The organism is Pseudomonas sp. GW821-FHT04D07 (assembly GCF_059420225.1).
Map to the genome: position 1 here is coordinate 1 of NZ_JBWKTH010000038.1, position 26834 is coordinate 26834.

Annotated in this window: 25 protein-coding genes; 10 read left to right on the forward strand and 15 right to left on the reverse strand. The window is 62.0% G+C overall.

From position 1 onward, the window contains the following. The first annotated feature begins 443 nt into the window (after positions 1–443). Positions 444–758 carry a hypothetical protein gene (locus AC07T0_RS28660; protein ID WP_495004346.1) on the forward strand — a complete coding sequence of 105 codons (315 nt, stop codon included), beginning with the start codon at positions 444–446 and terminating at the stop codon, positions 756–758. A 69-nt stretch (positions 759–827) separates the two neighbouring features. On the opposite strand, the gene AC07T0_RS28665 is transcribed toward AC07T0_RS28660, so the two are convergent. From AC07T0_RS28665 to AC07T0_RS28675, 3 genes are all read right to left on the reverse strand, one after another. After that, positions 828–1406: a DUF4337 domain-containing protein gene (locus tag AC07T0_RS28665; RefSeq protein ID WP_495004347.1), complete on the reverse strand. Its 579-nt coding sequence runs from the start codon at positions 1404–1406 to the stop codon at positions 828–830. 93 nt (positions 1407–1499) lie between these two features. Then, complete coding sequence (locus AC07T0_RS28670) at positions 1500–3335, reverse strand: DAHL domain-containing sensor histidine kinase (RefSeq protein ID WP_495004348.1); 1836 nt, start codon at positions 3333–3335, stop codon at positions 1500–1502. A gap of 89 nt (positions 3336–3424) precedes the next feature. After that, positions 3425–3550: a hypothetical protein gene (locus tag AC07T0_RS28675; RefSeq protein ID WP_495004349.1), complete on the reverse strand. Its 126-nt coding sequence runs from the start codon at positions 3548–3550 to the stop codon at positions 3425–3427. Between the two features lie 640 nt (positions 3551–4190). Between AC07T0_RS28675 and AC07T0_RS28680 the strand changes: the two genes are divergently transcribed. Continuing rightward, positions 4191–4406, forward strand: coding sequence for a DUF2790 domain-containing protein (locus AC07T0_RS28680; protein WP_495004350.1), 216 nt, complete (start codon positions 4191–4193; stop codon positions 4404–4406). A gap of 186 nt (positions 4407–4592) precedes the next feature. Here the strand turns inward: AC07T0_RS28680 and AC07T0_RS28685 are convergent, their stop codons facing one another. The 5 genes from AC07T0_RS28685 to AC07T0_RS28705 form a co-directional block, all read right to left on the reverse strand. Beyond that, the gene (locus tag AC07T0_RS28685) at positions 4593–5945 is read right to left on the reverse strand and encodes an OprD family outer membrane porin (protein ID WP_495004351.1); all 1353 of its coding nucleotides are present in this window, start codon (positions 5943–5945) and stop codon (positions 4593–4595) included. Between the two features lie 202 nt (positions 5946–6147). Continuing rightward, the gene (locus AC07T0_RS28690; protein WP_495004352.1) at positions 6148–7524 is read right to left on the reverse strand and encodes a nucleobase:cation symporter-2 family protein; all 1377 of its coding nucleotides are present in this window, start codon (positions 7522–7524) and stop codon (positions 6148–6150) included. 240 nt (positions 7525–7764) lie between these two features. Further along, the gene (locus AC07T0_RS28695) at positions 7765–8865 is read right to left on the reverse strand and encodes a DNA alkylation repair protein (protein ID WP_495004353.1); all 1101 of its coding nucleotides are present in this window, start codon (positions 8863–8865) and stop codon (positions 7765–7767) included. Positions 8866–8930: 65 nt separating this feature from the next. Then, a complete protein-coding gene (locus tag AC07T0_RS28700; RefSeq protein ID WP_495004354.1) occupies positions 8931–9527 on the reverse strand; it encodes a helix-turn-helix domain-containing protein in 597 nt (198 codons plus the stop codon). A 229-nt stretch (positions 9528–9756) separates the two neighbouring features. After that, complete coding sequence (locus tag AC07T0_RS28705; RefSeq protein WP_495004355.1) at positions 9757–11718, reverse strand: oxidoreductase; 1962 nt, start codon at positions 11716–11718, stop codon at positions 9757–9759. Positions 11719–11926: 208 nt separating this feature from the next. Between AC07T0_RS28705 and AC07T0_RS28710 the strand changes: the two genes are divergently transcribed. Both AC07T0_RS28710 and AC07T0_RS28715 read left to right on the forward strand, forming a co-directional pair. Beyond that, positions 11927–12970, forward strand: a complete 1044-nt coding sequence (locus tag AC07T0_RS28710; protein WP_495004356.1) for an ABC transporter substrate-binding protein — start codon at positions 11927–11929, stop codon at positions 12968–12970. Between the two features lie 235 nt (positions 12971–13205). Then, positions 13206–13991 carry a class II aldolase/adducin family protein gene (locus AC07T0_RS28715; RefSeq protein WP_495004357.1) on the forward strand — a complete coding sequence of 262 codons (786 nt, stop codon included), beginning with the start codon at positions 13206–13208 and terminating at the stop codon, positions 13989–13991. Positions 13992–14172: 181 nt separating this feature from the next. Here the strand turns inward: AC07T0_RS28715 and lpdA are convergent, their stop codons facing one another. From lpdA to AC07T0_RS28735, 4 genes are read right to left on the reverse strand one after another with little or no spacing between them, the layout of a single operon-like run. Further along, entirely contained in the window at positions 14173–15561 is a 1389-nt protein-coding gene (lpdA, locus tag AC07T0_RS28720; protein ID WP_495004358.1) for a dihydrolipoyl dehydrogenase, read from the reverse strand. Positions 15562–15563: 2 nt separating this feature from the next. Beyond that, a complete protein-coding gene (locus tag AC07T0_RS28725; protein WP_495004359.1) occupies positions 15564–16844 on the reverse strand; it encodes a dihydrolipoamide acetyltransferase family protein in 1281 nt (426 codons plus the stop codon). After that, the gene (locus AC07T0_RS28730; RefSeq protein WP_495004360.1) at positions 16845–17900 is read right to left on the reverse strand and encodes an alpha-ketoacid dehydrogenase subunit beta; all 1056 of its coding nucleotides are present in this window, start codon (positions 17898–17900) and stop codon (positions 16845–16847) included. A gap of 3 nt (positions 17901–17903) precedes the next feature. Beyond that, the gene (locus AC07T0_RS28735; protein WP_495004361.1) at positions 17904–19139 is read right to left on the reverse strand and encodes a 3-methyl-2-oxobutanoate dehydrogenase (2-methylpropanoyl-transferring) subunit alpha; all 1236 of its coding nucleotides are present in this window, start codon (positions 19137–19139) and stop codon (positions 17904–17906) included. Positions 19140–19334: 195 nt separating this feature from the next. On the opposite strand from AC07T0_RS28735, the gene bkdR reads away from it, so the two are divergent. Continuing rightward, positions 19335–19823 carry a Bkd operon transcriptional regulator BkdR gene (gene bkdR, locus AC07T0_RS28740; protein WP_103496452.1) on the forward strand — a complete coding sequence of 163 codons (489 nt, stop codon included), beginning with the start codon at positions 19335–19337 and terminating at the stop codon, positions 19821–19823. A 91-nt stretch (positions 19824–19914) separates the two neighbouring features. Here the strand turns inward: bkdR and csrA are convergent, their stop codons facing one another. Then, on the reverse strand, positions 19915–20106 hold the full coding sequence (gene csrA / locus AC07T0_RS28745) for a carbon storage regulator CsrA (protein WP_100940160.1): 192 nt from the start codon (positions 20104–20106) through the stop codon (positions 19915–19917). A 250-nt stretch (positions 20107–20356) separates the two neighbouring features. Here csrA and AC07T0_RS28750 point away from each other — a divergent pair, with 250 nt between their 5' ends. Then, the gene (locus AC07T0_RS28750; RefSeq protein ID WP_495004362.1) at positions 20357–20734 is read left to right on the forward strand and encodes an SPOR domain-containing protein; all 378 of its coding nucleotides are present in this window, start codon (positions 20357–20359) and stop codon (positions 20732–20734) included. A 178-nt stretch (positions 20735–20912) separates the two neighbouring features. On the opposite strand, the gene AC07T0_RS28755 is transcribed toward AC07T0_RS28750, so the two are convergent. Together AC07T0_RS28755 and AC07T0_RS28760 are read right to left on the reverse strand one after the other, a co-directional pair. Then, positions 20913–21602 (reverse strand): endonuclease, encoded by a 690-nt coding sequence (locus tag AC07T0_RS28755; RefSeq protein ID WP_495004363.1) that lies wholly within the window; start codon positions 21600–21602, stop codon positions 20913–20915. 4 nt (positions 21603–21606) lie between these two features. After that, positions 21607–21885 (reverse strand): DUF1654 domain-containing protein, encoded by a 279-nt coding sequence (locus AC07T0_RS28760; RefSeq protein WP_495004364.1) that lies wholly within the window; start codon positions 21883–21885, stop codon positions 21607–21609. 360 nt (positions 21886–22245) lie between these two features. Here AC07T0_RS28760 and AC07T0_RS28765 point away from each other — a divergent pair, with 360 nt between their 5' ends. The 4 genes from AC07T0_RS28765 to AC07T0_RS28780 are packed head-to-tail and all read left to right on the forward strand — an operon-like array spanning position 22246 to position 26813. Then, the gene (locus AC07T0_RS28765) at positions 22246–23205 is read left to right on the forward strand and encodes a sugar ABC transporter substrate-binding protein (protein ID WP_495004365.1); all 960 of its coding nucleotides are present in this window, start codon (positions 22246–22248) and stop codon (positions 23203–23205) included. Positions 23206–23262: 57 nt separating this feature from the next. Next, the gene (locus AC07T0_RS28770; protein WP_495004366.1) at positions 23263–24816 is read left to right on the forward strand and encodes a sugar ABC transporter ATP-binding protein; all 1554 of its coding nucleotides are present in this window, start codon (positions 23263–23265) and stop codon (positions 24814–24816) included. Beyond that, on the forward strand, positions 24813–25790 hold the full coding sequence (locus tag AC07T0_RS28775) for an ABC transporter permease (protein ID WP_495004367.1): 978 nt from the start codon (positions 24813–24815) through the stop codon (positions 25788–25790). The genes AC07T0_RS28770 and AC07T0_RS28775 overlap by 4 nt, the downstream gene beginning before the upstream one ends. Before the next feature lie 3 nt (positions 25791–25793). Next, a complete protein-coding gene (locus tag AC07T0_RS28780; protein WP_495004368.1) occupies positions 25794–26813 on the forward strand; it encodes a LacI family DNA-binding transcriptional regulator in 1020 nt (339 codons plus the stop codon). The last annotated feature ends 21 nt before the right edge of the window (positions 26814–26834 follow it).

Here is a 26834-nt window from a genome sequence, read left to right on the forward strand (position 1 = left end):
AGCTGGCTTGCCAGCGATGAGGCCCTGGAGCCTTGCGCCGTCCATTCGGACGCCATCGCCGGCAAGCCGGCTCCCACTATTTTCGGTTCGCTCCAACAATATCGCCATGCGCCCCCCTTGTAGGAGCTGGCTTGCCAGCGATGAGGCCCTGGAGCCTTGCGCCGTCCATTCGGACGCCATCGCCAGCAAGCCAGCCCCCACAAATTTTGCGGTGTTCAGGCCAGTGTGTAGCCGACTGCGAAACCCTCGCAGATCCGCGAAATCCGAAGTTTTCACCTGGCCATAACAGGTCGCGGACATGCCGGGGATTAACCTCTCCCTCGCCTCCCGTTGTTTTGGAGGTGGGCCAGTTTGAAGGGTCGAGACAGTAAGTCGTAGTGAATCGTGTGCCGGTCGACGTCATGACCGGGCACGTCTGCTGATCCCAATTTAAGGAGAGTCCGATGTCCATCGGCGCAATTCCGGCTGCAAACCCTGTTTCTGTGCGTATTGCCGGTCAGTCCCAGGCGACCCCGACACCTGCGGAGAAAACTTCCACGACCACCGCCACGACCACCGCCAACGTGGCCACCGATGCCTTGAAAGAGGCGAACGAAACCGCAGCACAAACCGCCCAGGAAGCCAGCCATGGCGACCGCGTAGCGCAAAAGCTGGTGCAAAAGCACCTGCATCACAACGCCACGGCCACGGCCGCGCCGAAAGCCGTTTCCAACGGTAGCGGTCAGCCGATCGGCGAAATCATCAGCACCAAGGCGTAAGCTGCGGTCACACGGCTCCATCAGTCAGCCCGGTCGGTACCGGGCTGACCGACGCCGGGCGTTACCGTTTCAGATATGCAACGCGGCCAGCCCGCCGAGCACCACGCTGACACCCGCGGCGGTGTAGGCCAGGCGCTTGAGCCATTCTTTACGGGTCAGCAGGGTGATTGCCGCCAGCGAAATGGCAATCTGGATCGCCGTCATTGCCTGAGCCCAGCGATGATGCTGGTGCAGGACCTGCTCGGATTTGTCATCCCATTCGCGACTCTTGGCTTCCAGGTCCTCGGCTTTCTGCCGTACGACTTCCTTTTCCTTCTTGTAGCGCTCGACCTCGGCCGTGTAATGCGCGGCATCCAGGCCCGGAATATGGCTGGCCATCTCGGAAAGGTTCTGCCGGCTGGACTTGGCCTGGTAGTAGTTCCACTGGTTGGCGGCCTCGGTCTTGAGGATCGCGGCGTTGTTCTTGTCCATCGCCGCTTCGCTTTCGGTGGAGCCGGCCTGATAGCTGAGCATGGCGCCAATGGTGGCCATGATCGCGGTCATTACCGCGATCCGGCTGGCAAAGCCGTCACCGCGGGCATGGGCGTGTTCGGTGGTGTGTTCGACGTGTTTTTCGTGAGGGCTTGGGACTTCGAAGTTTTCAGTCATCAGAGACGGATCTTTGGGTGAAAAAGGGCTGAGGCAAGTGTAAAGCGAGCGCTGGCAGAAGGCTCTCTCTCAATGATGAATATTCGAATACGCCTAGGCCGGGGAGACGTTCGCCGAAGTCTGCTCCTCTTGCATATGAAGGGTCTTCAAAGGGATCTCCAGGGTGAACAGCGCGCCCTTGCCCGGCCCGTCGCTGTGCACATAGAGGCGGCCGTCCATCTCGATCGCCGCCAGGGCACAGCTGTGCAGGCCGAAGCCGTGGCCGTCCTTGCGGGTGGTGAAGCCGTGGGTGAAGATCCGTCCGATGTTTTCCACCGCAATGCCTTCGCCTTCATCCTTGACGCTGATGCGCAAGGTCTTGCCGTCGACCACCCGCACGCCCAGAGTGATGTCCCGTTCGCGGTTGGTCAGGTCGGACACCGCGTACTTGGCGTTGCTGATCAGGTTGATCAGGATCAGCAGCAGGCGGTGCTTGTCGCCGAGGATGATCGGCACCGGCTGGTAGTCCTTGAGCACCGTGACCTTGTGCCGGTGCAGGGCCCCCGAGTTCATGCGCAGGGCATCTTCGAACAGGTCGGTGATGTTCACCGGCTCCAGCAACTTGGCCGCGCCAGCATAGGATTGCTGGGTGGCGACGATTTCCTTGATGTGGTCGACGCTTTTGCTCAGCTGTGCCAGTTCCTGGACGATTTCCGTCTGTTCGGTGGCGATGGCCGCCGCCAGTTGGTTGAGGTAGGCGGGCAGCAGCTTGCCTTTTTCGTCGTGGCTGACAAAGTTCCCGAAGTCGTCGGTGTGTTCGTTGATCAACTGCACCGCCTTGGTCAGACCCTGGGCCTTGCTGGAGCGGATCTTGCGGGTTACCAGATCAGCGGAGATGTTCACGCTGTTGAGCACGTTGCCGACGTTATGCAAGACGTTGGTCGCAATTTCCGCCATGCCGGCCGTGCGGGCGGTGTCCATCAACTCGCTCTGCGCTTCCTTGAGCTCGCGGGTACGCTCTTCGACCCGCTGTTCGAGGCGTTCGTTGGACAACTGCAAGGCGCTGTTCATCTGGTTGATCAGCGCATAGCTGCGCAGTTGGCGAATGATCAGGTAGAACATCAGCATGGCCATGAGGGCGGCGCAGACACTGAGATAAATCAGGTACTGGCGGTCCTGCAGCTCCGCGCGCCGCTGGATTTCATTCAACAGTTCGTTGATGCCGTCCAGGCTCGGGGCGACCGGGATGAAGCCAATGCGGTCGAGCAGGTCATTGACCAGCGGTTGTTCGCGCACCACCACATTGGCCTGGTCGATCAACTTGTCGATGGCCGGGCCCAACGCCGCTGGCAGGCTGCCTTTTTGCGCCGTCAGGTGCTGGATCTGCCGTTCGATCTTGTCGGCTTTGCCGTTGGACACGTGTTGCGCATATTCCAGCGCGCTCAAGGTCAGTTTCGAGGCGCTGTAGAGCACGCTCAGGGTTTCCACCGGATGCTCGACGCTGAAGGGTTCCAGGTCGGTCTGGATGCCGTCTTCGATCGACGACAGGGTTTCCAGGTCATCGCGCAAGGCGGTGTTGTGGGCCTGGAACTGTTCGATCAGCTTGTTCTTTTCCGCCGTGGCGTCCAGGTAGGCCTTCTTGCGCGCCTGCCAGATGCCGGAGTTGTCCAGGGAACTGTTCTGCGCGACCAGTTGGTCCCAGCGCCGGCTGGAGTCAGCGATGGGGATGCTGAGCAGGTTGTAATTGTATTCGTCGCTGATCCGGGTCTTGAGCAGCTTGGCGTCCAGCCGGGAGTCCAGTTGCTTGAGCTGGCGGATCAGGTCGCGGGACTCGAAGTAGGTGGAGGTTTCCCGGGAAAAGGCCTTGAGCAGCAGGAATGCCAGGAGGCTGACGAGAATGACAAACAGGGTGACCAGCGCCGCACTTCTGTATCGGCTCCATCGCATCATGGCGTACTTCCTGGTTACGGTTGACGGGGCGGCTTGGGGCTCTTTTCGCAAAGTGTAGTGCCGCTGCGTCTCCATGTGCTGGAAAAGTATCATTTCTTTGCATGGGCGGTGTTCCCAGGGTGGGCCTCCAAGGGTTTTATCAACTGCAGTTGCTGGCGGTACTCGTCGGTGATCTGCCGGGCCTCGCTGTTGCCGGTGATCACCCGTGTTGGCATTGGGTATTGCCGAACAACCACGGCAGGCAGGCGTCGACCATCCAGTCTTCAGACGAACGGCTATCCGAACTGTCATTTCTGACAGTAGGCGACCTGAGGGTTTGCGTCTAAGGCACACACTCAAACAGGGAGTGATCAAGGCCAGTGTCCAACTCTGAGGGTGGGGGGGAGGCGGGTAGTACTGTTGGTTTTAAGAAGAGGAACTCCATCAGCGTTTCGACCGTTATTAATTTTTCATACACTACTGAAAATTTTGATTTTGCACCAGGCGATGAGCTCCCTCCGCCAACCCCGCTAGCCCCAAAGTGCTATCCGAATAAAGCATTGGATAGAATCAAGAATAAATTGGGAGCTTGCTGAAACTGAGTGTAATACGGCCCACCGTTGCTCGGTGAGATCAGGGCTGTCCGTTAGGGCGTGTCATGTTTCATGAATATTTCGTCATCTTTCCAGTGGGCGAAAGCGATGGCCAGCACTAGATAGAATTCAATTGGCTAAGTGTCAGGGTATTTATAAAATATTAGTTAATGAATGCTGCCATTTCCTTAATCCATAGATAATGGTCGATTGAGAGCCTGCGCAGGTGCAGTCTGCCCAGCGCGGCGGGTTATTCCCTATTTCTCATATCGAGTCAGTTGCCATGAGTATCTATACGAAGTGTTTGACCGTTGCGGTCTTCCTTTTCAGTGCCCAAGCCTTTGCCTTGGACAGAAAAGACATTGCCGAAGTGATCCGCGTGGACTCCGATCCTTATGCCTGCGGCATCGTCGACGCGAAGATGACCTACAAGACCCCGAGCGGCGAGATCAAGGAGTACAAGTACAAAACCTGGGGCAGTGGTTGTTCTGGGGATTGAGTGAACGAGTGGGTTGATCAGCAGCCTGGATTATTGAAAACACCACATCACCTAATGTGGGAGCGGAGCTTGCCCGCGAAGCTTTTAGCGGCCTCAAGGGTCTCTTCGCGAGCAAGCTCTGCTCCTACAAGGACCGTGTTCGACCCTGATTGAACGACATCAGGGTTTTCCCGGCCCCATGGTTTCTTACCAAAGCGGGATCACATAACTGACGTAGAAGCGGTTTTCGTCCTGGATCGTCTGGCCGGTGATATCCGGACTCGCATGGGCATTCTGCCAGCGCACGCCGAGGCCTTTCAGCTCGCCGGTGGGGACGTTGTAGGCCAGCGAGATATCGCGTTCCCATTCATTGGCGTCGGGGTTGGCTGGCGTGCGAATCTGGTCGCCATGGACGTAGGTGGTGGCAAACACCAGGCCGTCCACACCCAATTGGGCGAAGTCATATTTGTACTGGGCCAGCCAGCTGCGCTCGCCGGCGTGCTGGAATTTGTTCAATTGCATGTTGGTCAGTGCCGGGGTGTCGGCGCCCGAACCCGGGCCCTGGAGTTCGGCGCCGCTGTTCAGGCCGGAGTCCAGGTATGGGAAGTCGCTGTTGCCGCTGTTTTTCTGCACGCCAAGGCCGACGGTGTGGCCGGCCAGGCTGTAGCTTTCCATCAGACTGATGGTCGACTGGTTGATCCGTCCCTTGGTCAGGCCATTGCCATAGTAGCCGGCGGCCGCGTACTGACTGTCGCCATCGGCGTTGCCACCGGTGCCCAGGCTGCGGTAGGCGCGCAAGTCGCTGTCGATGGCGCCGACGGGCAGGGCGTCATGCCGCTTGGCTCCGAGGAAAGCCTGTTGGTAGTAATCCGACAGGTTCGAGTACCAGGCGCTCAGGGTGGTGCCCGGGATACCCGCGTAGTCGGCACCGCCGTAGAGGAAACGATCGCTTTTCTTGCTGCCGCCGGCGGTGATCATGCCGGTGTCGCCGGTTTCGTTGCGTATCTTGGTCTGGGTGATATCACCGACGGTGAAGGTGAAGTTGTCCAGGTCCTTGGACACCAGTTGCGCGCCGGTGTTGGTCTGGCGGTACAGGCGGCCGTCGGTGTTGGCCAGCATCGGGTTGTTCTGGTACAGGGTACCGACGCGCAGTTCATCCTTGAGGAAGCGCGCCTTGACGGTCGGGCTGAGCACGCCGAACTGGTCGACGGACTTGCCGTTGTCCAGCGGGAACATACTGCCGGGGTAGCGACCCTGATGGGTCTTGTCGTCCAGGTCGCCGCCGGAATCGAGCTTCAGGCCGTAGAACGCCTGCAGGTCCAGACCCAGGCCGATGGTGCCTTCGGTGTAGCCGGACTTGAAGTCGAACTGGAAGCCCTGGCCCCAATCGTGATAGCTCTTGGCCTTGGCCGTGCTGCCACTGACGCCTTGACCATCCTGGTTCAGGTAGCGGTTAAGGAGGGTCACGTCGGCGTGACTGTCATCGATGAAGTCCGCATGGGCGTAGATCGTGACACTCGCCAGGGCGGCGCCCACTAAGGGGCTCAACAGCTTGTTCATTGGGTTCGGATCCTAGTCACAGAATTGAAATAAGAGCAGCAAACTCTTGAAACAATTAAAGGGTCGGTATGTGACAGTTCCGAGTCAAAAGCCCTCTGCAGGACATGAACTTTAGTTTAATAAGCACCTGATTTCGGTCAGGTTTTTTTCCTGCTGGAAGGCTCAAGACAGCGCCTTTCAAGGCCGTCGCCGGTGTCGCTCATCAGGCTTTTTGCACTTCGGGCAGGAACCCGTTCAGCAGCAGCGCGCAGATGCCGCCGGTGGCCACTCCGGACTCCAGGACGTTACGCAGCGCCGTCGGCATATGGGCGAGGAATTCCGGTACCTGGGAGATGCCAAGGCCGAGGGCCAGGGACACGGCGATGATCAGCAGTGCACGGCGGTCGAGGTGGATGCTGGCGAGGATATTGATCCCCGAGGCCGCCACCGCGCCGAACATCACCATGGCCGCGCCGCCGAGCACCGGCTCGGGCACCGCCTGGATCGCGCCGGCCACCGAGGGGAACAGACCGAGCAGCACCAGCATCAGGGCGATCCACTTGCCGATATGCCGGCTGGCGATGCCGGTCAGCTGAATCACCCCGTTGTTCTGGGCGAAGATCGAGCTGGGAAAAGTGTTGAACAGCCCGGCCAGCAACGAGTTGGCGCCGTTGACCAGCACGCCGCCCTTGATCCTCTGCATCCACAACGGACCTTCCACCGGTTGACGCGAGACCTTGCTGGTGGCGGTGACGTCACCGATGGCTTCCAGGGAGGTCACCAGGTAGATCACCAGCATCGGAATGAACAACGCCCAGGAGAACCCAAGACCGAAGTGCAGCGGCGTGGGGACCTGGAACAACGCGGCCTCGTGCATGCCGGTGAAGTTCAGGCGGCCCAGGTAACCGGCGAGGACATAGCCGACCGCCAGGGCGATGACGATGGCGCAGCTGCGTATCCACACCAGCGGGATACGGTTGAGGAGCACGATGATCGCCAGCACCGCGCCGGACAGCAGCAGGTTCTCGCCATTGGCGAAGGTGCCGTTGGCCATGGCGCTGAAGCCGCCACCCATGCTGATCAGGCCGACCTTGATCAGGGTCAGGCCGATCATCAGCACGACGATGCCGGTCACCAGCGGGGTGATCATGCGTTTGACGAAGGGCAGGATCCGCGAGATGCCCATTTCGACGAAGGAGCCGGCGATGACCACGCCGAAGATCGCCGCCATCACTGCTTCCACCGGCGTGCCCTGCTTGACCATCAACGCGCCGCCGGCAATCAGCGGGCCGACGAAGTTGAAGCTGGTGCCCTGGACGATCAACAGCCCGGCGCCGAAGGGACCGAAGCGACGGCACTGGACGAAGGTGGCGATGCCGGAGATCACCAGGGACATCGAGACGATCAGGTTGGTGTCCCGGGCCGAGACGCCCAGGGCCTGGCAGATCAGCAGGCCGGGGGTGACGATGGGGACGATGATCGCCAGCAGGTGCTGCAGCGCCGCGAGGAGGCCGAGCGGCAGGCTGGGGCGGTCCTCGAGGCCGAGGATCAGTTCGCTGGCCTGGGGCTCGGCGGCGGGCGGAGTCTGGAGAGCGGTCATGGCGGGGCTCTGGAAAAAATGAGGTCGCGATTCTACTGCAACACCATTCGGTTGCGTGAAGCTCAATCGGTAGCTGCCGACCTTGAGATCGCCATCGCCGGCAAGCCGGCTCCCACAGGTTTTGTGTCAACCCCGAAGTGTGCGCACGACCGCAGACATTGTGGGAGCTGGCTTGCCGGCGATGAACGATAACGCGGTTTACCTGATGCGTTGCATTGCCCCTGTCACCTGCAAGCCGGCTTATTCGAGAAGATCGAAACCGCTGCTGCCCAGGCGCTCGCCATTGACCAGCAAATGCACGGCGTGATGACCGCTGTAGTGCCTGCGGGTGGTCAGTTCGCGGATGTGTTGGCGGCGGCTCAGGGTTTCACTGGCGCCGGCGGCCAGGTTCAGGGTCTTGAGCTTGAAGACCTTGCTCGAGGTGGCGCCCGAGGCCTTCACGTAGTCGATAGCGTAGTCGATCACCAGCTTCTGGCTGGCGGCTGCGCTAGAGGCCAGGGTGAAGGACAGGGTGACGCTGTCGCCGAGGCGGATCACCGCGGGCTCGACCATCAACTCCAGCACTTCGACCTGGGCCTTGGCGCCGGCACCCATCAGCGTGAGGGCGCGCGGATTGCCCTGTTTGATCAGGCTGCGCAGGGCATGACGGGCGATCCAGGCGGTGCGCGGATCCTCCAGTGACCAGCCTTCGATCAGTTCCAGCACCCAGTCGGGATGCTCCTTGGTGATGTCGTTGAGGTGGTTGGCCACCGATTTGCGTACATACAGACTGTCGTCAGCCTTGAGGGTGTCGAGTATGCCGGCGGCGAGGCTCGGGTCGGCCTGGATCCGCGCCAGCCGGAAGGACCACGGCAGACGCGGTCGCGAGCCTTCGCTGGCGAGGCGGCGGACATGTTCGTCGGGGTCCAGGGACCAGGTTTTCATCACCGCGAGGGTGCGTTCGAAATCGTTGAGCAGGAAATGCCGTATGGCGAACTCCGAAGAGCCGAAGGCGGTGAAGTACTTCAGCGCGTCCATCGACCGTTCGAAGTCCTTGGCCCCGTAGCTCGCCACATAGTGCGGCAGACACATGCTGACAAAACCGCTGTTCAGGCGCGGGGCGAGCTGGCGCAGTAGCTGGAGGGACTGCTTGTAGCTCAGCGGCAGCACCGCGTGCAGGCTTTCGCTGACCCGGGCCAGGCGCTGCATGATCGACAGTTCGCCGAGGCCCTGGTGGGTACGGCTGATAAAACCGGCGTTGTCGAAATCGGGGTACACCGCGCGCATTTCGTTGGCGATATGCAGCAGGCGTTCGCTGTTGAAGATTTCCTTCAGCGCCGGGGCGGCTTGTTCGGTACTCATGGCGGGACCTTGTCGGGGTTGGGTCTAGACGAAAACGTTCGGCGCAGGCGGTGTGGGGACAGTGCCTAGAACGTTGGCGGAGTGATGACCCAGATGACCACGGCATCGACTTCGCCGGGGTTGCCGTAGCGGTGCGGTTCCTGGCTGGAGAAGCTGAAGCTGTCGCCCTCGGCCAGTTGGAAGTGGCGATCGCCGACCCACAGCTCGAAGATCCCGGACAGCAGGTAGCCGGCTTCCTCGCCCTCGTGGCTGTAGCTTTGCTGGCTGTAGGTGCCCGGCGGGAAGCGTGAGTGGAGGATTTCCAGTTGGCGGTTGGGTTGTGGGGTCAGCAGTTGGTCGACGATGCCGTCTTCGTAGTGCACGCTCAGGCGGCTGTTCTTGCGCACCACATAGCCGTTGTCTGCGGGCGCGGTGATGGCCTCGCTGGCGAAGAACCACTGGATGGTCACGCCCAGGCTGCGGGCGATATTGAACAGGGCCGGGATCGACGGGTAGGCGAGGTTGCGCTCCAGCTGGCTGATATAGCCGGCGGTGAGTTCGGCCTGGGTCGCCAGTTCGGTCAGGGTCATGCCACGCCGTTTGCGCAGGCCGCGAATGCGCGTACCGAGAAACTGCGGGCCCGCGGCGGCGCTGTCACCGGCGGGCGTTGGGGCGTTGCTCATGGCCTGCTCCAATCCTTGAAAGGGCTGCAGTATAAGGCACTGGGCGAGTGCTGCGGATGTGGCGAGCGGGCAAGACCTGATACCGATCATTGAAGGCCAAACACCGTAACTGTGGGAGCGGAGCTTGCCCGCGAAGCTTTTGGCGGCCTCAAGGGCCCCTTCGCGAGCAAGCTCTGCTCCCACAGGGAGCGTGTTCGATCTTAAGTAATCTGCCCGCTCGTCACGGCGCTCAGATCTCCCAGGCGACCTTCAATCCCTCGTAGATCGCTTCCTCCACCGTGCGCGGCGCCAGGCAGTCGCCGATCCGGCGGAACTCCACCAGCCCCTGCAACTCGTCGCCCAGGGTGTCGACCGGTTGATGCCCCTGGCACAGCACCAGGGTGTCGACCTCTTCGAACAGCATCGGCTCGCCACTGGCGGTATGTTGCAGGTACACGGTGCTGTCGTCACAGCCATAGAGCCGGGCATACGGCGTGATGGGAAGGCCCAGGCGGTGCAGCTCGCCGGCCAGTTGATCGCGCACATACAGCGGCAGGCTCTCGCCGCAATGGGTGCCGTTGACGGCCAGTCGGACCTGATGCCCGGCCCGGACCAGACGCTCGGCAATCCCCGGCCCGATCCAGTCGCAACGCCAGTCGACCACCACCACCGAACGGCCGATCTTCACCTCGTCACGCAGCACCTGCCAGGCATCCACCACCTGCAACTCACCACCGCGCTCGAAGGCCGGCCAGTAAGGTTCGGCACCGGTGGCGACAATCACCAGGTCCGGCTTCTCGCGTTCGACCAGGGCCCGGTCGACCCGGGTATTGCGCACCACCCGTACACCCGCCAGTTCCATTTCCCGTTGCAGATTGGTGCTGGCGCCGCCGAACTCACTACGGCGGGGCAGCAACTGCGCCAGCAGCACCTGGCCGCCCAACTGCGAACTGGCTTCGTACAAGGTCACCTCATGCCCGCGCCGCGCCGCCACGGCCGCCGCCTTCATCCCCGCCGGACCACCGCCGGCAATCATCACGCGCTTGCGCCGTGCCGTGGCGATCAACTGCCCGTACTGCAATTCACGCCCAGTTTCCGGATGCTGGATGCAACTGATCGGCAGACCTTTGTGGAAGTGCCCGATACAGGCCTGGTTGCAGGCGATGCAGGCGCGAATATCTTCGCTGTGGCCGCTGTTGGTCTTGTTCGGCATCAGCGGGTCGCAGATCAGCGCCCGGGTCATGCCGCAGACGTCGGCCTGGCCACGGGAGAGGATCAATTCGGCCTCCTGCGGCTGGTTGATCCGACCGGTGACAAACAGTGGAATCGACAGCCTGGCCTTGAACGTGCCGGCTTCCTGCGCCAGATAGGCGGCTTCGATGGCCATCGGCGGGACAATGTGCACCGCGCCGCCAAGGGACGCCGAGGTGCCGGCGACGATATGCACATAGTCCAGCTCGCCCTGCAGTTGCACCACGGCGGCCAGGGATTCGTCCTCGGTCAGGCCTTCGGCATCGCGCTCGTCGGCGGAAATCCGTAGGCCGATGATGAACTGCTCGTCAGTGGCCGCGCGCACGGCGGCGATCACTTCGCGGAGGAAACGCAGGCGCTGCGCCAACTCGCCGTTGTAGCCATCGGTGCGCCGGTTGAGCCGTGGGTTGATGAACTGCGCTGGCAGGTAACCGTGGCTGGCGACCACTTCCACACCGTCGATCCCGGCCTGGTGCAAGCGCCGCGCCGCCGCCGCGTAGCCGCCGACAATCTCGTCGATCATCGCCTGGTCCAGCGCCCGCGGCATGACCCGGAAACGTTCGTTGGGCACGCAGGACGCCGAGTAGGCGACCGCCAGCAGGCCGTCACTGGATTCCATGATTTCCCGGCCCGGATGGAAGATTTGCGACAGCACCAGGGTGCCGTGGGCATGACAGGTCTCGGCCAGCCGCCGATAGCCGTCGATACAGGCATCGTCGGTGGCCATCAGCACATGGGCGGTGTAGCGCGCACTGTCGTGCACTCCCGCCACCTGCAACACGATCAGGCCGACACCGCCCTCGGCCCGCGCCCGGTGATAGGCGATCAATTGCTCGTTGACCCGGTTGTCGGTGGGCATGGAGGTGTCGTGCCCGCTGGACATGATGCGGTTTTTCAGGCGCTTGCCACGGATCTGCAGGGGTTCGAACAGATGACGAAAGGCGTGTGGCGACGTCGACATGGCAAGGCTCCAGGCGGCCCGGGTTCAAGGACGGGCGGTTGTTATTATTGTTCCATGAAAATTTACCTGTAGTAAAAAATCAACTTGTTTTTTTACTTTGCCTTGAGTTAGCTTCAAATCACGCCTGATGGCCGGGCGTACCTCACACAACAAGAAAATGGATCGCCGCGGGCTTGGGTCCCGGGCGATATCGCACGAGGACTCATCGATGAAATCGAACACCCGCAAGTACGGTTTTTATCCCTTGCTTCTGACGCTGGCCATGGGCAGCGTCCAGGCGGCCCAGGACATGGTGGTGGTCGGCTATGGCGGCGCCGGGCAGAAAGCCCAGGACACGGCGTTCTTCCAGCCTTTCAGCGCCAAGGACGGTAGCAAACTGATCCAGAGCGAATACAACGGTGAAATGGCCAAGATCAAGGTCATGGTCGACACCGGCAGCGTGGACTGGGATGTGGTGCAGATCGAAGGACCGGATTTGATGCGCGGGTGTGACGAAGGCATGTATGAGCGCCTCGACTGGAAGCAGATCGGCCATGCCGACCAGTTGATCCCCGACGCCGCCCAGGAATGCGGCTCGGCGGCGCTGGTGTGGAGTGTCGCCATCGCCTACGACAGCGACAAGCTGGCGCGGGCACCGACCTCCTGGGCTGATTTCTGGGACGTGAAGAGCTTTCCCGGCAAGCGCGGGTTGCGCAAGCGCGCGGTGTACAACCTGGAGTTCGCGCTGATGGCCGATGGGGTCAAGGCCGAGGACGTGTATGCGGTATTGAGCACGCCCAAAGGGATCGACCGGGCCTTTGCCAAGCTCGATCAGCTCAAGCCGTACATCCAGTGGTGGGAGGCGGGCGCCCAACCGGCGCAGTGGCTGATGGCCGGCGACGTGGTCATGACTTCGACCTACAGCGGTCGCGTTGCCGCCGCCGCCCAGCAGGGCAGTCATCTGGCCCTGGTCTGGCCGCAGAGCCTGTATGGCATGGATTACTGGGCGATCATCAAGGGCTCGAAACACATCGACCAGGCCAAGCGCTTCATTGCCTTTGCCAACCAGGCCGATGCGCAGGTCAACTACGTGCGGCAGATTCCCTACGGTCCGACCAATACCCAGGCCGCCGCGCGGCTGGATCCGAGCCTGGCGAAGTGGGTGCCGACGGCGCCGCAGAACCTCAAGGGCGCATTGTCGATGAACGTGGCGTTCTGGATCGACCATGGCGAGGAGCTTGAAGAACGTTTCAATGCCTGGGCAAGCAAGTAAAGTAGCGGCAGCCGGGCAATGTCTATCGGTTAAGGACAGTGACCGTGGGAGTGCTGCTTGTCGGATTGCCGCACCGCCGCGAAGCTTTTAGCGGCCTCAAGGGCCTCTTCGCGAGCAAGCTCTGCTCCCACCAAGACGGTGTTCGGCCTTAATTGATCGGCATTGAGGGCCGTCGGGCGCCTTTGGGCGTGCCGGCGGCCTGATTCGATCCATCCTGCCTGAGGGAGTCATCCGCTTGAACGATTTTTTGCACACGGCTGCCGCGCCGGCGGTTATCGAGCGTCAATTGCGCGAGCAACTGGCGGCCTGTTATCGGTTGATTGCGCACTTTCGCATGACCGACCTGATCTTCACCCATATCTCCCTGCGCTTGCCGGGGCCTGACCATCATTTCCTGATCAACCCTTATGGGCTGATGTTCGAGGAGATCACTGCGTCGAGCCTGGTGAAGATCGGCCTGGACGGGCGGGCGGTGGAGGACTCGCCGTATCCGGTGAATCCGGCCGGGTTTGTGATTCACAGTGCGATTCATGCTGCACGCACGGATGCGCAATGCGTACTGCACACCCATACCCGCGCGGGTTGCGCGGTGGCGGCGCTCAAGTGCGGGCTGTTGCCGGTGAACCAGATTTCCATGGAGTTCTTCGGGCGCACGGCTTATCACGACTATGAAGGCGTGGCGCTGGATATGGACGAGCAGGCGCGGCTGGTCGACGACCTGGGTGACAAGTCGGTGATGCTGCTGCGCAACCATGGTTTGCTGACGGTCGGCGAGAGCGTGGCCCAGGCGTTTTTCCGCATGTATTACCTGGAAAAGGCCTGCGAGATTCAGATTGCGGCCCAGGCGTGTGGGGAGTTGGTGTTGCCGTCGGACGCGGTGTGCGCCCATACCGAGCGCCAGTTCAACGACCCGGGGCGGCCGGTGGCGGAGGGGCAGTTGACTGACCCGGATGCCATGCAGCTGGCGTGGGTGGCGATGTTGCGGTTGTTGGATCGGGTGGCCCCGGATTATCGGGACTGACGTTTTATGTGGGAGGACGCTGGCCCCGCTTTTGTGGGAGCGGAGCTTGCCCGCGAAGAACGATAACGCGGTGTCTCTGATACTCCGCAGCGTTCTCACGATTCGCGGGCAAGCTCCGCTCCCACAGTGTTGTCAGGGCCAGCTCTATACATTTCCTCGAATAGGGCTGGATCAGCGGAGTTTAGAGATGCAACGCATGCCCCAACGCCCGTAGCGCCGCTTCCTGCACCGCTTCACCCAAGGTCGGGTGGGCATGGATGGTCCCGGCGATATCCTCCAGGCAGGCGCCCATTTCCAGGGACTGCCCGAACGCCGCCGCCAGTTCCGAAACCCCAGCCCCCACCGCCTGCCAGCCGACAATCAGATGATTGTCACGCCGCGCCACCACCCGCACGAAACCGCTTTTCGATTCCAGGGTCATGGCCCGTCCATTAGCGGCAAACGGGAAGCTCGACACCAGGCAATCCAGCCCGGCGGCCTTGGCCTCGTCCGGCGTTTTACCAACCACCACCAACTCCGGATCGGTAAAGCACACCGCGGCAATTGCCGTCGGATTGAACTCGCGATGCTGACCGGCAATCAGCTCGGCAACCATCTCGCCCTGGGCCATGGCCCGGTGCGCCAGCATCGGTTCGCCAGTCAGGTCGCCAATCGCCCAGACATTGCGCATGCTGGTCTGGCAGCGGTTGTCGATCTTGATCGCCGCGCCGTTCATCTCCAGCGCCAGGGCTTCAAGGTTCCAGCCCTGGGTCCGCGGCTTGCGTCCCACGGCCACCAGCACCTGGTCGGTCACCAGTTGCAGGGTTTCACCCTGGGGATCGCGCACCGACAGGCTGCTCGACGCCGCATCGAAACCTTCGACGCTATGCCCCAGATGTACGGTAATACCCAGGGCCTTGATCGACTCGGCCACCGGCTGGGTCAGTTCACGGTCATAGGTCGGCAGGATCCGCTCGCGGGCCTCGACCACCGTGACTTCGGCCCCCAGCTTGCGGTAGGCAATCCCCAGTTCCAGGCCGATATAACCGGCGCCGACCACGGTCAGGCGCTTGGGAATCGAAGTCGGCGCCAGCGCTTCGGTGGACGAAATAATCGCCCCGCCCATCGGCAGCATTGGCAGGTTCACCGTCTGCGAGCCGCTGGCCAGCAGCAGGTGCTCGCACTGGATACGCAGGCCATCGACCTCGACATGCTTGCCGTCGATCACCTTGGCCCAGCCATGGATCACCTTGACGCCATTCTTCTTCAGCAGCGCCGCGACGCCGCTGGTCAATCGGTCGACAATCGCGTCCTTCCACTCGACGCTCTTGCCGATCTCCAGGGTGGGTGCCGACACCTTGATCCCCAGTGGCGAGGTGTTGCCACTGTAGCTTTGGGTGGTATGGAACTGCTCGGCGACATGGATCAGCGCCTTGGACGGAATGCAGCCGACATTCAGGCAGGTGCCGCCCAGCGCCTGGCCTTCCACCAGCACGGTGGGAATGCCCAGCTGGCCGGCACGAATTGCCGCGACGTAACCGCCGGGGCCGCCGCCGATGATCAACAGGGTGGTGTTTTGGGTCTGTTGCATGATCACTCCACAAACAGGCAGGCGGGTTGTTCGAGCAAGCCGCGAATGGCCTGGATGAATTGGGCCGCGTCCATGCCGTCGACCACACGGTGATCGAAGGAGCTGGACAGGTTCATCATCTTGCGGATGACGATCTGGCCCTTGATGACCATGGGCCGCTCGACAATGCGATTGACCCCGACAATGGCCACTTCCGGCAGGTTCAGCACCGGCGTGCTGACAATTCCGCCCAACGCCCCGAGGCTGGTCAGGGTGATGGTCGAGCCGGACATCTCCTCGCGACTGGCCTTGCCACTACGGGCGGCCTGGGCCAGGCGGTTGATCTCGTCCGCGGTGCCCCACAGGTTGAGGCTCTCGGCGTGGCGCACCACCGGCACCATCAGGCCGCCGTCGGTCTGCGCGGCAACGCCGACATGCACCGCGCCATGGCGGGTGATGACCTGGGCCTCGTCGTCGTAACGCACGTTGATCTGCGGAAAATCCCGCAGGGCCACGACCATCGCCCGCACCAGGAACGGCAGCAGGGTCAGCTTGCCGCGGCTGTCGCCGTACTTGTGGTTGAGGTGGACGCGCAGCTCTTCCAGGGCAGTGACATCCACTTCCTCGACATAGCTGAAGTGCGCGGCGCGGCGCTTGGCGTCCTGCATGCGCTGGGCGATCTTGCGGCGCAGGCCGATCACCGGGATCTGCTGTTCGTCGGTGCGCTTGGCATAGCTGGCGACGGCCGGGGCCGGCTGCTCGCCCTGGGCCAGGTAAGCGTCGAGGTCGTCGTGCAGGATGCGCCCGGCCGGGCCGCTGCCGTGGACAAAACGCAGTTCGATACCGGCATCCCAGGCGCGTTTGCGCACGGCGGGAGAGGCCAACGGACGCTCGTCGGCGGCACGGGCCACGGGGGCCGGGCGTGGGGTGGCGGCGCTGGTCGGGGCCGGTTTGGCGACGGGCTTGCTCGTTGCTTCAGGTTCGGCAAGCGGCTTTTCCGCGACGGCCACGGGCGCTGCTTTCGGTGCCGGTGTTTCAGTGCCTTCGCGCAGGTTGCCGGCGCCTTCCACTTCAATGCTGATCAGCACACTGCCGACCGCCATGACTTCACCGGGCACACCGCCCAGGGAAATTACCTTGCCGTGGACCGGCGAGGGAATATCGACCATGGCCTTGTCGGTCATGACGTCCGCCAGCACCTGGTCTTCGACCACCAGGTCGCCGACCTGCACGTGCCACTGCGACAGTTCGACTTCTGCGATGCCTTCGCCAATGTCCGGCATCTTGATGATATGAGTACCCATTCAGACCTCCATGACCCGTTTCAAGGCCGCACCGACGCGCACCGGACCGGGGAAATAAGCCCATTCCTGTGCGTGGGGGTAGGGCGTGTCCCAGCCGGTGACGCGCTCGATCGGCGCTTCCAGGTAATGGAAGCAATGTTCCTGGACCAGGGCGATCAGCTCGGCACCGAAGCCGCAGGTGCGAGTGGCTTCGTGGACGACGACACAACGACGGGTTTTCTTCACGGAATTGACGATGGTTTCCAAATCCAGCGGCCAGAGGCTGCGCAGGTCGATGACTTCGGCGTCGACCCCGGTTTCCTCGGCGGCGGCCTGGGCGACATAGACGGTGGTGCCGTAGGTGAGGATGGTCACCTCGCTGCCCGGGCGGACAATGGCGGCGCAGTCCAGCGGCACGGTGTAATAGCCCTCGGGCACGGCGCTGGCCGGGTGCTTGGACCAGGGCGTTACCGGACGCTCGTGGTGGCCGTCGAACGGGCCGTTGTACAGGCGCTTGGGCTCAAGGAAGATCACCGGGTCATCGTTTTCGATGGCGGCGATCAGCAGGCCCTTGGCGTCGTAGGGATTGGACGGCATCACCGTGCGCAGGCCGCAGACCTGGGTGAACATCGCCTCCGGGCTCTGGCTGTGGGTCTGGCCGCCGTAGATGCCGCCGCCGCAGGGCATACGCAGGGTCATTGGCACGGTGAACTCACCGGCGGAGCGGTAGCGTATCCGCGCCGCTTCCGAGACGATCTGGTCGGAGGCGGGGTAGAAGTAGTCGGCGAACTGGATTTCCGCCACCGGGCGCAGGCCGTAGGCGCCCATGCCGACGGCGACGCCGACAATGCCGCTTTCCGAGATCGGTGCGTCAAACACCCGCGAAGTGCCGTACTTGCTCTGCAGGCCTTCGGTGCAGCGAAACACGCCGCCGAAGTAACCGACGTCCTGGCCGAACACCACTACGTTGTCGTCGCGCTCAAGCATCACATCCATGGCCGAGCGCAGGGCCTGGATCATGGTCATGGTGCTGGTGGCCACGGCGTTCTCCGTTTGCAGTTTGCTGTGATCGTTCATGGCTTATAACCCCAATTCCTGACGCTGCCGCCGCAAGTGCTCGGGCATGTCCTTGTAGACGTCCTCGAAGATGGTCGCGGCGCTGGGCATCTGCCCGCCGGCCAGGGTGCCGAACTGTTCGGCTTCCTTTTGCGCGGCGATGATCTCGGCTTCCAGTTCGGCGCTGACCGCGGCGTGTTCTTCTTCGGACCACTGGCCGATGGCGATCAGGTGCTGCTTGAGGCGCATGATCGGGTCGCCCAGGGGGAAGTGGCTCCAGTCGTCGGCGGGACGGTACTTGGACGGGTCGTCGGAGGTGGAATGCGGGCCGGCGCGGTAGGTAACCCACTCGATCAGGGTCGGCCCGAGGTTGCGTCGGGCCCGTTCGGCGGCCCAGGTGGAGGCCGCGTAGACCGCGATAAAGTCATTGCCGTCGACCCGCAGCGAGGCGATGCCGCAGCCCACGCCACGTCCGGCGAAGGTGGTGGCTTCACCGCCGGCGATGGCCTGGAAGGTGGAGATTGCCCACTGGTTGTTGACCACGTTGAGGATCACCGGGGCGCGGTAAACGTGGGCGAAGGTCAGGGCGGTGTGGAAGTCCGACTCGGCGGTGGCGCCGTCGCCGATCCAGCCGGACGCGATCTTGGTATCGCCCTTGATCGCCGAAGCCATGCCCCAGCCGACGGCCTGGACGAACTGGGTGGCCAGGTTGCCGGAAATGGTGAAGAAGCCATGGTCACGCACTGAGTACATGATCGGCAGTTGCCGGCCCTTGAGCGGATCGCGCTCGTTGGACAGCAGTTGGCAGATCATGTCCACCAGCGGCACTTCCCGGGCCATCAGGATGCTCTGCTGGCGGTAGGTGGGGAAGCACATGTCATCGAGGTTCAGGGCCAGGGCCTGGGCGCTGCCAATGGCTTCCTCGCCAAGGCTCTGCATGTAGAACGACATTTTTTTCTGGCGCTGGGCAACCACCATGCGCGTGTCGAAGATACGGGTCTTGAGCATGGCGCGCATGCCCTGGCGCAGGATCGCCAGCGGCACGCCTTCGGCCCAGGGGCCAAGGGCCTGGCCCTGGTCGTCGAGCACGCGGATCAGGCCTTTGGCCAAATCGGCGGTGTCGGCGGGTTCGACGTCGATCGGGGGCTTGCGGACCTGGCCGGCATCGGTCAGGCGCAGGTAACTGAAGTCTGTCTTGCAACCCGGACGGCCTGAAGGTTCAGGAACGTGCAGGCGCAGCGGTGCGTACGCTGAGGTCATGGCTTTCTACGCTCTATCTTGTGAATTTCTTGTAGTGGGCGCGCGAGCTGGCAATTATTCCCTGGGTAAGGGAAATCTTGTCCTACAACAATCATAGGCCGGACGAAGAAGAATATTTCTCTCTGTTTCGTTGCGCTTAAGATGATTTGCAGATAAAAAATCTGCATAACCATAAAAAGCAGGTGTTTTTATCTCATGCGCAAACTGGATCGCACCGACATCGGGATTCTCAACAGCCTTCAGGAGAATGCCCGCATTACCAACGCCGACCTCGCCCGTTCGGTCAATCTGTCGCCGACGCCGTGCTTCAACCGGGTCAAGGCCATGGAGGAACTGGGGCTGATTCGTGAGCAGGTGACCTTGCTCGATCCGGAATTGCTCGGCCTGCACGTCAACGTGTTTATCCATGTCAGCCTGGAAAAACAGGTGGAAGAGGCGTTGCAGCATTTCGAGGCGGCGATTGCCGATCGGCCGGAGGTGATGGAGTGCTACCTGATGGCCGGTGATCCGGACTATCTGATCCGCGTGCTGGTGCCGACGATCCAGGCGCTGGAGCGCTTTATGATGGATTTTCTGACCAAAGTGCCGGGCGTGGCGAACATCCGCTCGAGTTTTGCCCTCAAGCAGGTGCGCTACAAGACGGCGCTGCCGTTGCCGGCGGGCGGTCTGATCCTGGGGAGTTGAAATAACGCGCGCGGTTGAGCAAGCAGCGAGGAGAGGGGGGAGCTTTCGTCAGCCGCGACCCTGAAAACGGCGGGCTGACGAGGGAGCAGGCTTACTTTGGTTCTTTATCACCGGCCGAGAGTCCGGCCTGGATGCGCTGGTAAATCTCTTCACGGTGCACGGCAACGTCCTTGGGAGCGTTGATGCCCACCCGGACTTGCTGGCCGCTAACGCCCAGAATCGTGATCGTGATGTTGTCACCGATGTTGATGCTTTCACCGACTTTGCGGGTGAGTATCAGCATGTCTTTCTCCTTGAATGTTACTAAGGTGCCTTTCTCAGGCATTCCTGGCTTAGGTCTTACACACAGAATACCGCTAAGTGCATCCGAACGGGTGGTTCATTACAGACGTCATTTCATTCTATTTAATTCCCCAGAGTCGGAAAATCGTCGGTAATTCAGCCTGATAAGACCGCCACAGCCAGTGGAACGAGGTTAAGACAGGCTGCAAGGTGATAAAATCACATTAACTGATCATTACGGGAGACGCGTTGTGCGCAGAATAGCAGTGATGGTGGCACTCGTGGTGCTGGCAGGGTGTGGTGATGGGTCGGGAAACAAGGTCGAACCGGCGAAAGTGACCGTGGCACCGGTCGCGGTTGCGCCTGTGGGCGGCTGGGATCTGCTGATCAAGGATGACAAGAGCAAGGCCCTCACCGACTGGACCGCCTGGCTGATCGAGCACGGTTATCCGTTCAAGATCCTCGATAACGGCAAGGTCATTGCCGGACCGTTCGCGACCAAGGAGATTGCCGAGCAGAAAAAGGCGCAGTTGGCCGACAAGCAGAACATGGACTCCGAGGTGGTGGAGCACCAGGCGCCTGCCGATAGCCCAGCGCAAACGACCGCTGCGCCGGCGCCGGGCTATTGAACCCTGGCCGCTTGCGGACACCCCGATACTCGCGCTGAAACACGCCTCTGTAGGAGCTAGCTTGCTGGCGATAGCGGTTGTTCAGGCGACGGAGATGTCGACTGTCAGACCGCAATCGCCAGCAAGCTAGCTCCTACAAGGTTGTGTTTCAGCGCAGGGGATAGACGTGCCTGAAGGCTCAGCCGCAGGCCTTGAGGTTCACCGGCCCGACAAAGCCGTTGCCGTGACCCATGACGCAGGCCACGCTCTGGTTGCGCTGGCGCTCCCAGGCTTGGACCGGGTAGGTCTTGTTCCAGGCTTCATACAACTGGCGATCCTGTCTCGACAGGCGCAGGCCGTACTGCTTGCTCATGTAGAAATAGGTCCGCGCGATCATTCCGCGAATCGACGGGCGTGGCATGACCTTCTTGGCCTTGAAGTCGACCTGGGTCAGGCAGGAACCGTATTGGCCTTTCTGCACCGGCAACCAACCAAAGCTGAAGTTGCTGCGGTCGCCGTTGACCTCGCCGATGCTCGGCACCAGGTTGTGCAGGTCGGCCTCGGCCTTTTTGTAGGTCGCATCGTTCTGGCTGCAGTTCTTGCGTCCGCCCTGTTGCCAGCACTGGCGCTGATGACCGATCTGCCAGGCCGGGACAATGTGTTCCCACTCGATGCGTGCGGCGCGCTGGGCATTTTTGCGCGGTACATACCCGCAGGCCTCCAGGTCGACCCGGTTACCGTTGTACTTGCAGCCGCAATAGAACTCCGTGGACTGCCGGGCGTAGAGCTTCCAGGCGACTTTCTTGGCTTCGGCGAAGGTGCGGGGCGCATCGGCCTGGGCCGGCAAAACACAGAAAAAACACAGCAAGGCGATAAAGCGGACAATCATTGGTTCAGTCTTCCTTCGGTACAACCCAGAAAATTTGCACGCCACCGTCGTCGCGGTAGGCCAGGGTGACGTTGTCGTTCTCGGCGATTTCCTCGAGCAGTTGCTCCCACTCGTCCAACGGTTCGTCCGGCAGGCGAAAGAGCAGGGCGGCCTTGGCTTTCTGGGCGTTCGGCGAGTTGATGATTTTCTGGACGCGCAGGCCCATGCGTTCGTAAGTGCTGGGAGCAGCGGAGGCGGAGGTTGAGTTGGCCACGGAACAATCCTTAATTAGCTGTACGTGCATACAGTATTTAACTGTAAGTCATTTCGCAACTGTCAGGGAATGGTGAGGTGCGTCTGACAACGCTTTTTGCGATTTGGTGTGTGCCAATCGAAAAAATAATCAGATTTTACAGCGGGATGCGTAGCCCGTCGGCCAGCCTCGGGGCTAAGGAAGCGGGGAGTCCTGGTTCGACCCGGTGGGGATTTTCGTGATTGTCAGACCGGCGACTATGCTGTGACAGACCGTTGACAAATCGACGGAAGGTTCGCATAGTTGGATGACGCAAACGTTTGCGCGAACTGTTTCCAGGGCTGTGCACACGCATTTCCCGTCACGCTCCTGGCGTTGCTCACAACAATCATAAGATCCGGAGTAAACCCCATGAAGTTGCCATTCGCTGGACGCCTTCTTGCTGTCGCCGTACTTGCCGCCGCCTCCGCCACCCTGCCGCTGTCCCAGGCCTTCGCCGCCGACGCCGCCGCCAAACCCAAGGTCGGCCTGGTGATGAAATCCCTCGCCAACGAATTCTTCCGCACCATGGAAGACGGCGCCAAGGACTACCAGAAAGGCCACAGCGCCGATTTCGAGCTGATCTCCAACGGCATCAAGAACGAAACCGATACCACCGCGCAGATCGACATCGTCAACCAGATGATCGTCTCCAAGGTCAACGCCATCGTGATCGCCCCGGCCGACTCCAAGGCCATGGTCTCGGTGATCAAGAAAGCCAAGGATGCCGGGATCGTCGTGATCAACATCGACAACCAGCTCGACGTCGGCGTGCTGAAAAGCAAAGGCATCGAAGTGCCCTTTGTCGGTCCTGACAACCGCAAGGGCGCGCGCCTGGTCGGCGAGTACCTGGCCAAGCAGCTGAAAGCCGGTGACGAGGTCGGCATCATCGAAGGGGTGTCCACCACCACCAACGCCCAGATGCGCACCGCCGGTTTCACCGATGCGATGAAGGCCGGGGACATGAAGATTGTCTCCGTGCAGTCCGGCGACTGGGAAATCGACAAGGGCAATGCGGTTGCCTCGGCGATGCTCAACGAATACCCGAACCTCAAGGCGCTGCTCGCCGGCAACGACAGCATGGCCCTGGGCGCCGTCTCCGCCGTGCGTTCGGCGGGCAAGGCCGGCAAGGTACAAGTGGTCGGCTATGACAATATCAATGCCATCAAGCCGATGCTCCAGGACGGTCGTGTGCTCGCCACCGCCGACCAGTTCGCCGCCAAGCAGGCGGTGTTCGGCATCGAAACCGCGCTGAAAGTCATCAAGGGCGAAAAAGTCGACAGCAAGGACGGCGTGATCGAAACCCCGGTCGAGCTGGTCCTCAAGAAGTAAACCTCTCGCCGTTCAATGGTGCCCGCTCGTCCTGAGCGGGCGCATGGAGACTTTCCTATGTCATCTTCCGCTCCGAACGCTGTCCTGTCGGTCAGCGGTATCGGCAAGACCTACGCGCAACCTGTCCTCAGCAACATCGACCTGACGTTGCTGCGCGGCGAAGTGTTGGCGCTGACCGGTGAAAACGGTGCCGGCAAAAGCACGCTGTCAAAGATCATCGGCGGGCTGGTCACGCCGACCACCGGGCAGATGCTGTTCAATGGCCGCGCTTATACCCCGGGCAGTCGGACCCAGGCTGAAGAGCTGGGCATCCGCATGGTCATGCAGGAACTCAATCTGTTGCCGACATTGTCCGTGGCGGAAAACCTGTTTCTCGATAACCTGCCCAGCCACGGTGGCTGGATCAGTCGCAAACAGTTGCGCAGTGCCGCCATCGAAGCCATGGCCCAGGTCGGCCTCGATGCCATCGACCCGGACACCCTGGTCGGCGAACTGGGTATCGGTCACCAGCAGATGGTGGAAATCGCTCGCAACCTGATCGGCGATTGCCATGTACTGATTCTCGACGAGCCGACCGCGATGCTTACCGCCCGCGAAGTCGAAATGCTCTTCGACCAGATTGCCCGCCTGCAAGCCCGTGGCGTGGCGATCATCTATATCTCCCACCGGCTTGAAGAACTGGCCCGGGTCGCCCAGCGTATTGCGGTGTTGCGCGACGGCAACCTGGTCTGCGTCGAGCCGATGGCCAATTACAACAGCGAGCAACTGGTCAACCTGATGGTCGGCCGCGAGCTGGGCGAACATATCGACATGGGCGTGCGCACGATCGGCGCGCCGGCCCTGACCGTCAACGGCCTGAGCCGTGGGGACAAGGTGCTCGACGTCTCGTTCGAAGTGCGCGCCGGTGAAATCTTCGGCATTTCCGGCCTGATCGGCGCCGGTCGCACCGAGCTGCTGCGGCTGATCTACGGCGCCGATATCGCCGACAGCGGTACGGTGGGCCTTGGTCCGTCGGCGCGCGTCGCGGACATTCGTTCGCCGGTCGATGCGGTGCGCCATGGCATCGCCCTGATCACCGAGGACCGCAAGGGCGAGGGGCTGCTGCTGACGCAATCGATCAGCGCCAATATCGCCCTGGGCAATATGCCGGCGATTTCCAGCGCCGGCCTGGTCAACGGGCGTGACGAGTCGGCGCTGGCACAGCGTCAGATCGATGCCATGCGCATTCGCAGTTCGAGTCCCGATCAACTGGTGTCCGAGCTGTCCGGTGGCAACCAGCAGAAGGTGGTGATCGGTCGTTGGCTGGAGCGCGACTGCGCGGTGTTGCTGTTCGATGAGCCAACCCGAGGGATCGACGTCGGCGCCAAATTCGATATCTATGCCTTGTTGGGCGAACTGACCCGCCAGGGCAAGGCACTGGTGGTGGTGTCCAGCGACCTGCGCGAGCTGATGCTGATCTGCGACCGCATCGGCGTGCTCTCGGCCGGCCGCCTGATCGAGACCTTCGAGCGTGATAGCTGGACCCAGGATGAGTTGCTTGCCGCCGCGTTCGCCGGCTACCAAAAACGTGATGCGCTGCTCCACGAAGCGGCGCCCAGGAATACCTTATGAAAACTGCACCTGCTGCCGGCAAGACCTCGCGTCACTTCTATGGCCTGGGCACCTACCTGGGCCTGGCGGGCGCCTTGCTCGCCATGATCATCCTGTTTTCCAGCCTGAGCAGTCATTTCCTCTCCTATGACACCTTCAGCACCCTGGCCAACCAGATTCCCGACCTGATGGTGCTGGCGGTGGGCATGACCTTCGTGTTGATCATCGGCGGCATCGACCTGTCGGTGGGTTCGGTCTTGGCCCTGGCGGCTTCGGCAGTCAGCGTGGCGATGCTCGGTTGGGGCTGGGGGGTGTTGCCGGCCTCGGTGCTGGGCATGGGCTGCGCGGCGTTGGCCGGCACCGTGACCGGCTCGATCACCGTGGCCTGGCGCATTCCGTCGTTTATCGTGTCTCTCGGCGTGCTGGAAATGGCCCGGGGCCTGGCCTACCAAATGACCGGCTCGCGCACCGCCTATATCGGCGACTCGTTCGCCTGGCTGTCGAACCCGGTGGCTTTTGGCATTTCGCCGTCGTTCATCATCGCCTTGCTGGTGATCATCGTCGCCCAGTTGGTGCTGACGCGGACCGTGTTCGGCCGTTACCTGATCGGCATCGGCACCAACGAGGAAGCCGTGCGCCTGGCGGGGATCAATCCCAAACCGTACAAGATCCTGGTGTTCAGCCTGATGGGCCTGCTCGCCGGTGTCGCCGCGCTGTTCCAGATTTCGCGCCTGGAAGCGGCGGACCCGAATGCCGGTTCCGGCCTGGAGCTGCAAGTGATCGCCGCCGTAGTGATCGGCGGTACCAGCTTGATGGGCGGTCGCGGTTCGGTGGTCAGCACCTTCTTCGGTGTGCTGATCATCTCGGTGCTGGCGGCGGGGCTGGCGCAGATCGGCGCCACCGAGCCGACCAAACGTATCATCACTGGCGCGGTGATCGTGATCGCGGTGGTACTCGATACCTACCGCAGTCAACGCGCTCGTCGGCGGGGCTGAGGCATGGCAACCATCAAGGATGTGGCGGCGTTGGCCGAGATTTCGTACACCACGGTGTCCCATGTGCTGAACAAGACGCGGCCGGTCAGCGAAAAGGTGCGGCTCAAGGTCGAGGCGGCCATCGCCCAGCTCGACTATGTGCCCAGCGCCGTGGCGCGCTCGTTGAAAGCCAAGACCACCGCGACCATCGGCCTGCTGGTGCCCAACAGCCTCAACCCGTACTTCGCCGAGTTGGCGCGGGGCATCGAGGATTACTGCGAGCGCAACAACTACTGTGTGATCCTCTGCAACTCCGACGACGACCCGGACAAGCAGCGCAGCTACCTGCGGGTGCTGCTGGAGAAGCGGGTCGACGGCCTCATCGTTGCGTCCACTGGCGGCGACGACAGCTTTGCCGACGGTTTGGCGGCGGTGCGCACGCCCATGGTGATTGTCGACCGGGGCATTGCCGGGATCGAAACCGATCTGGTGCGCATTGACCACGAAGAGGGCGCTTACCTGGCCACCCGGCACTTGCTGGAGTTGGGGCATCGGGCGATCGCCTTTATCGGCGGTCCGGCCGATACCAGTGTGGCGCAGATGCGTCTGGCCGGTTATCGGCGGGCGCTGGAGCAGGCGGCGGTGCAGGTGCCCGAGCGCTGGGTGGTGGAAAGCGATTTCACCAGCACCGGCGGTTATCAGGCGGCGGCCTTGCTCCTGGCGCAGGACCCGCCCAGCGCGATCTTCGCCGGTAACGACATGCTCGGCATCGGCGTATTGCGCGCGGCGGCGGAACGCAATGTCCGCGTGCCCAGCGAGCTGTCGGTGATCGGCTTCGACGATATCCAGATGAGCCGCTATGTCTACCCGGCGTTGACCACGGTCGGCCAGTCGATTCTGCAACTGGGGGAAACCGCGGCTGAAATGCTCTTGAACAGAATCGCCACGCCACTGCTGGCGGTTGACCGGCGGATCGTGACACCAAGTATTGTCCTGCGCGAATCGACGGCCCGGGTGCCGGGCGTGTTTGCGCAATACCGCTGAATCGAATTGATGGGTACTGAT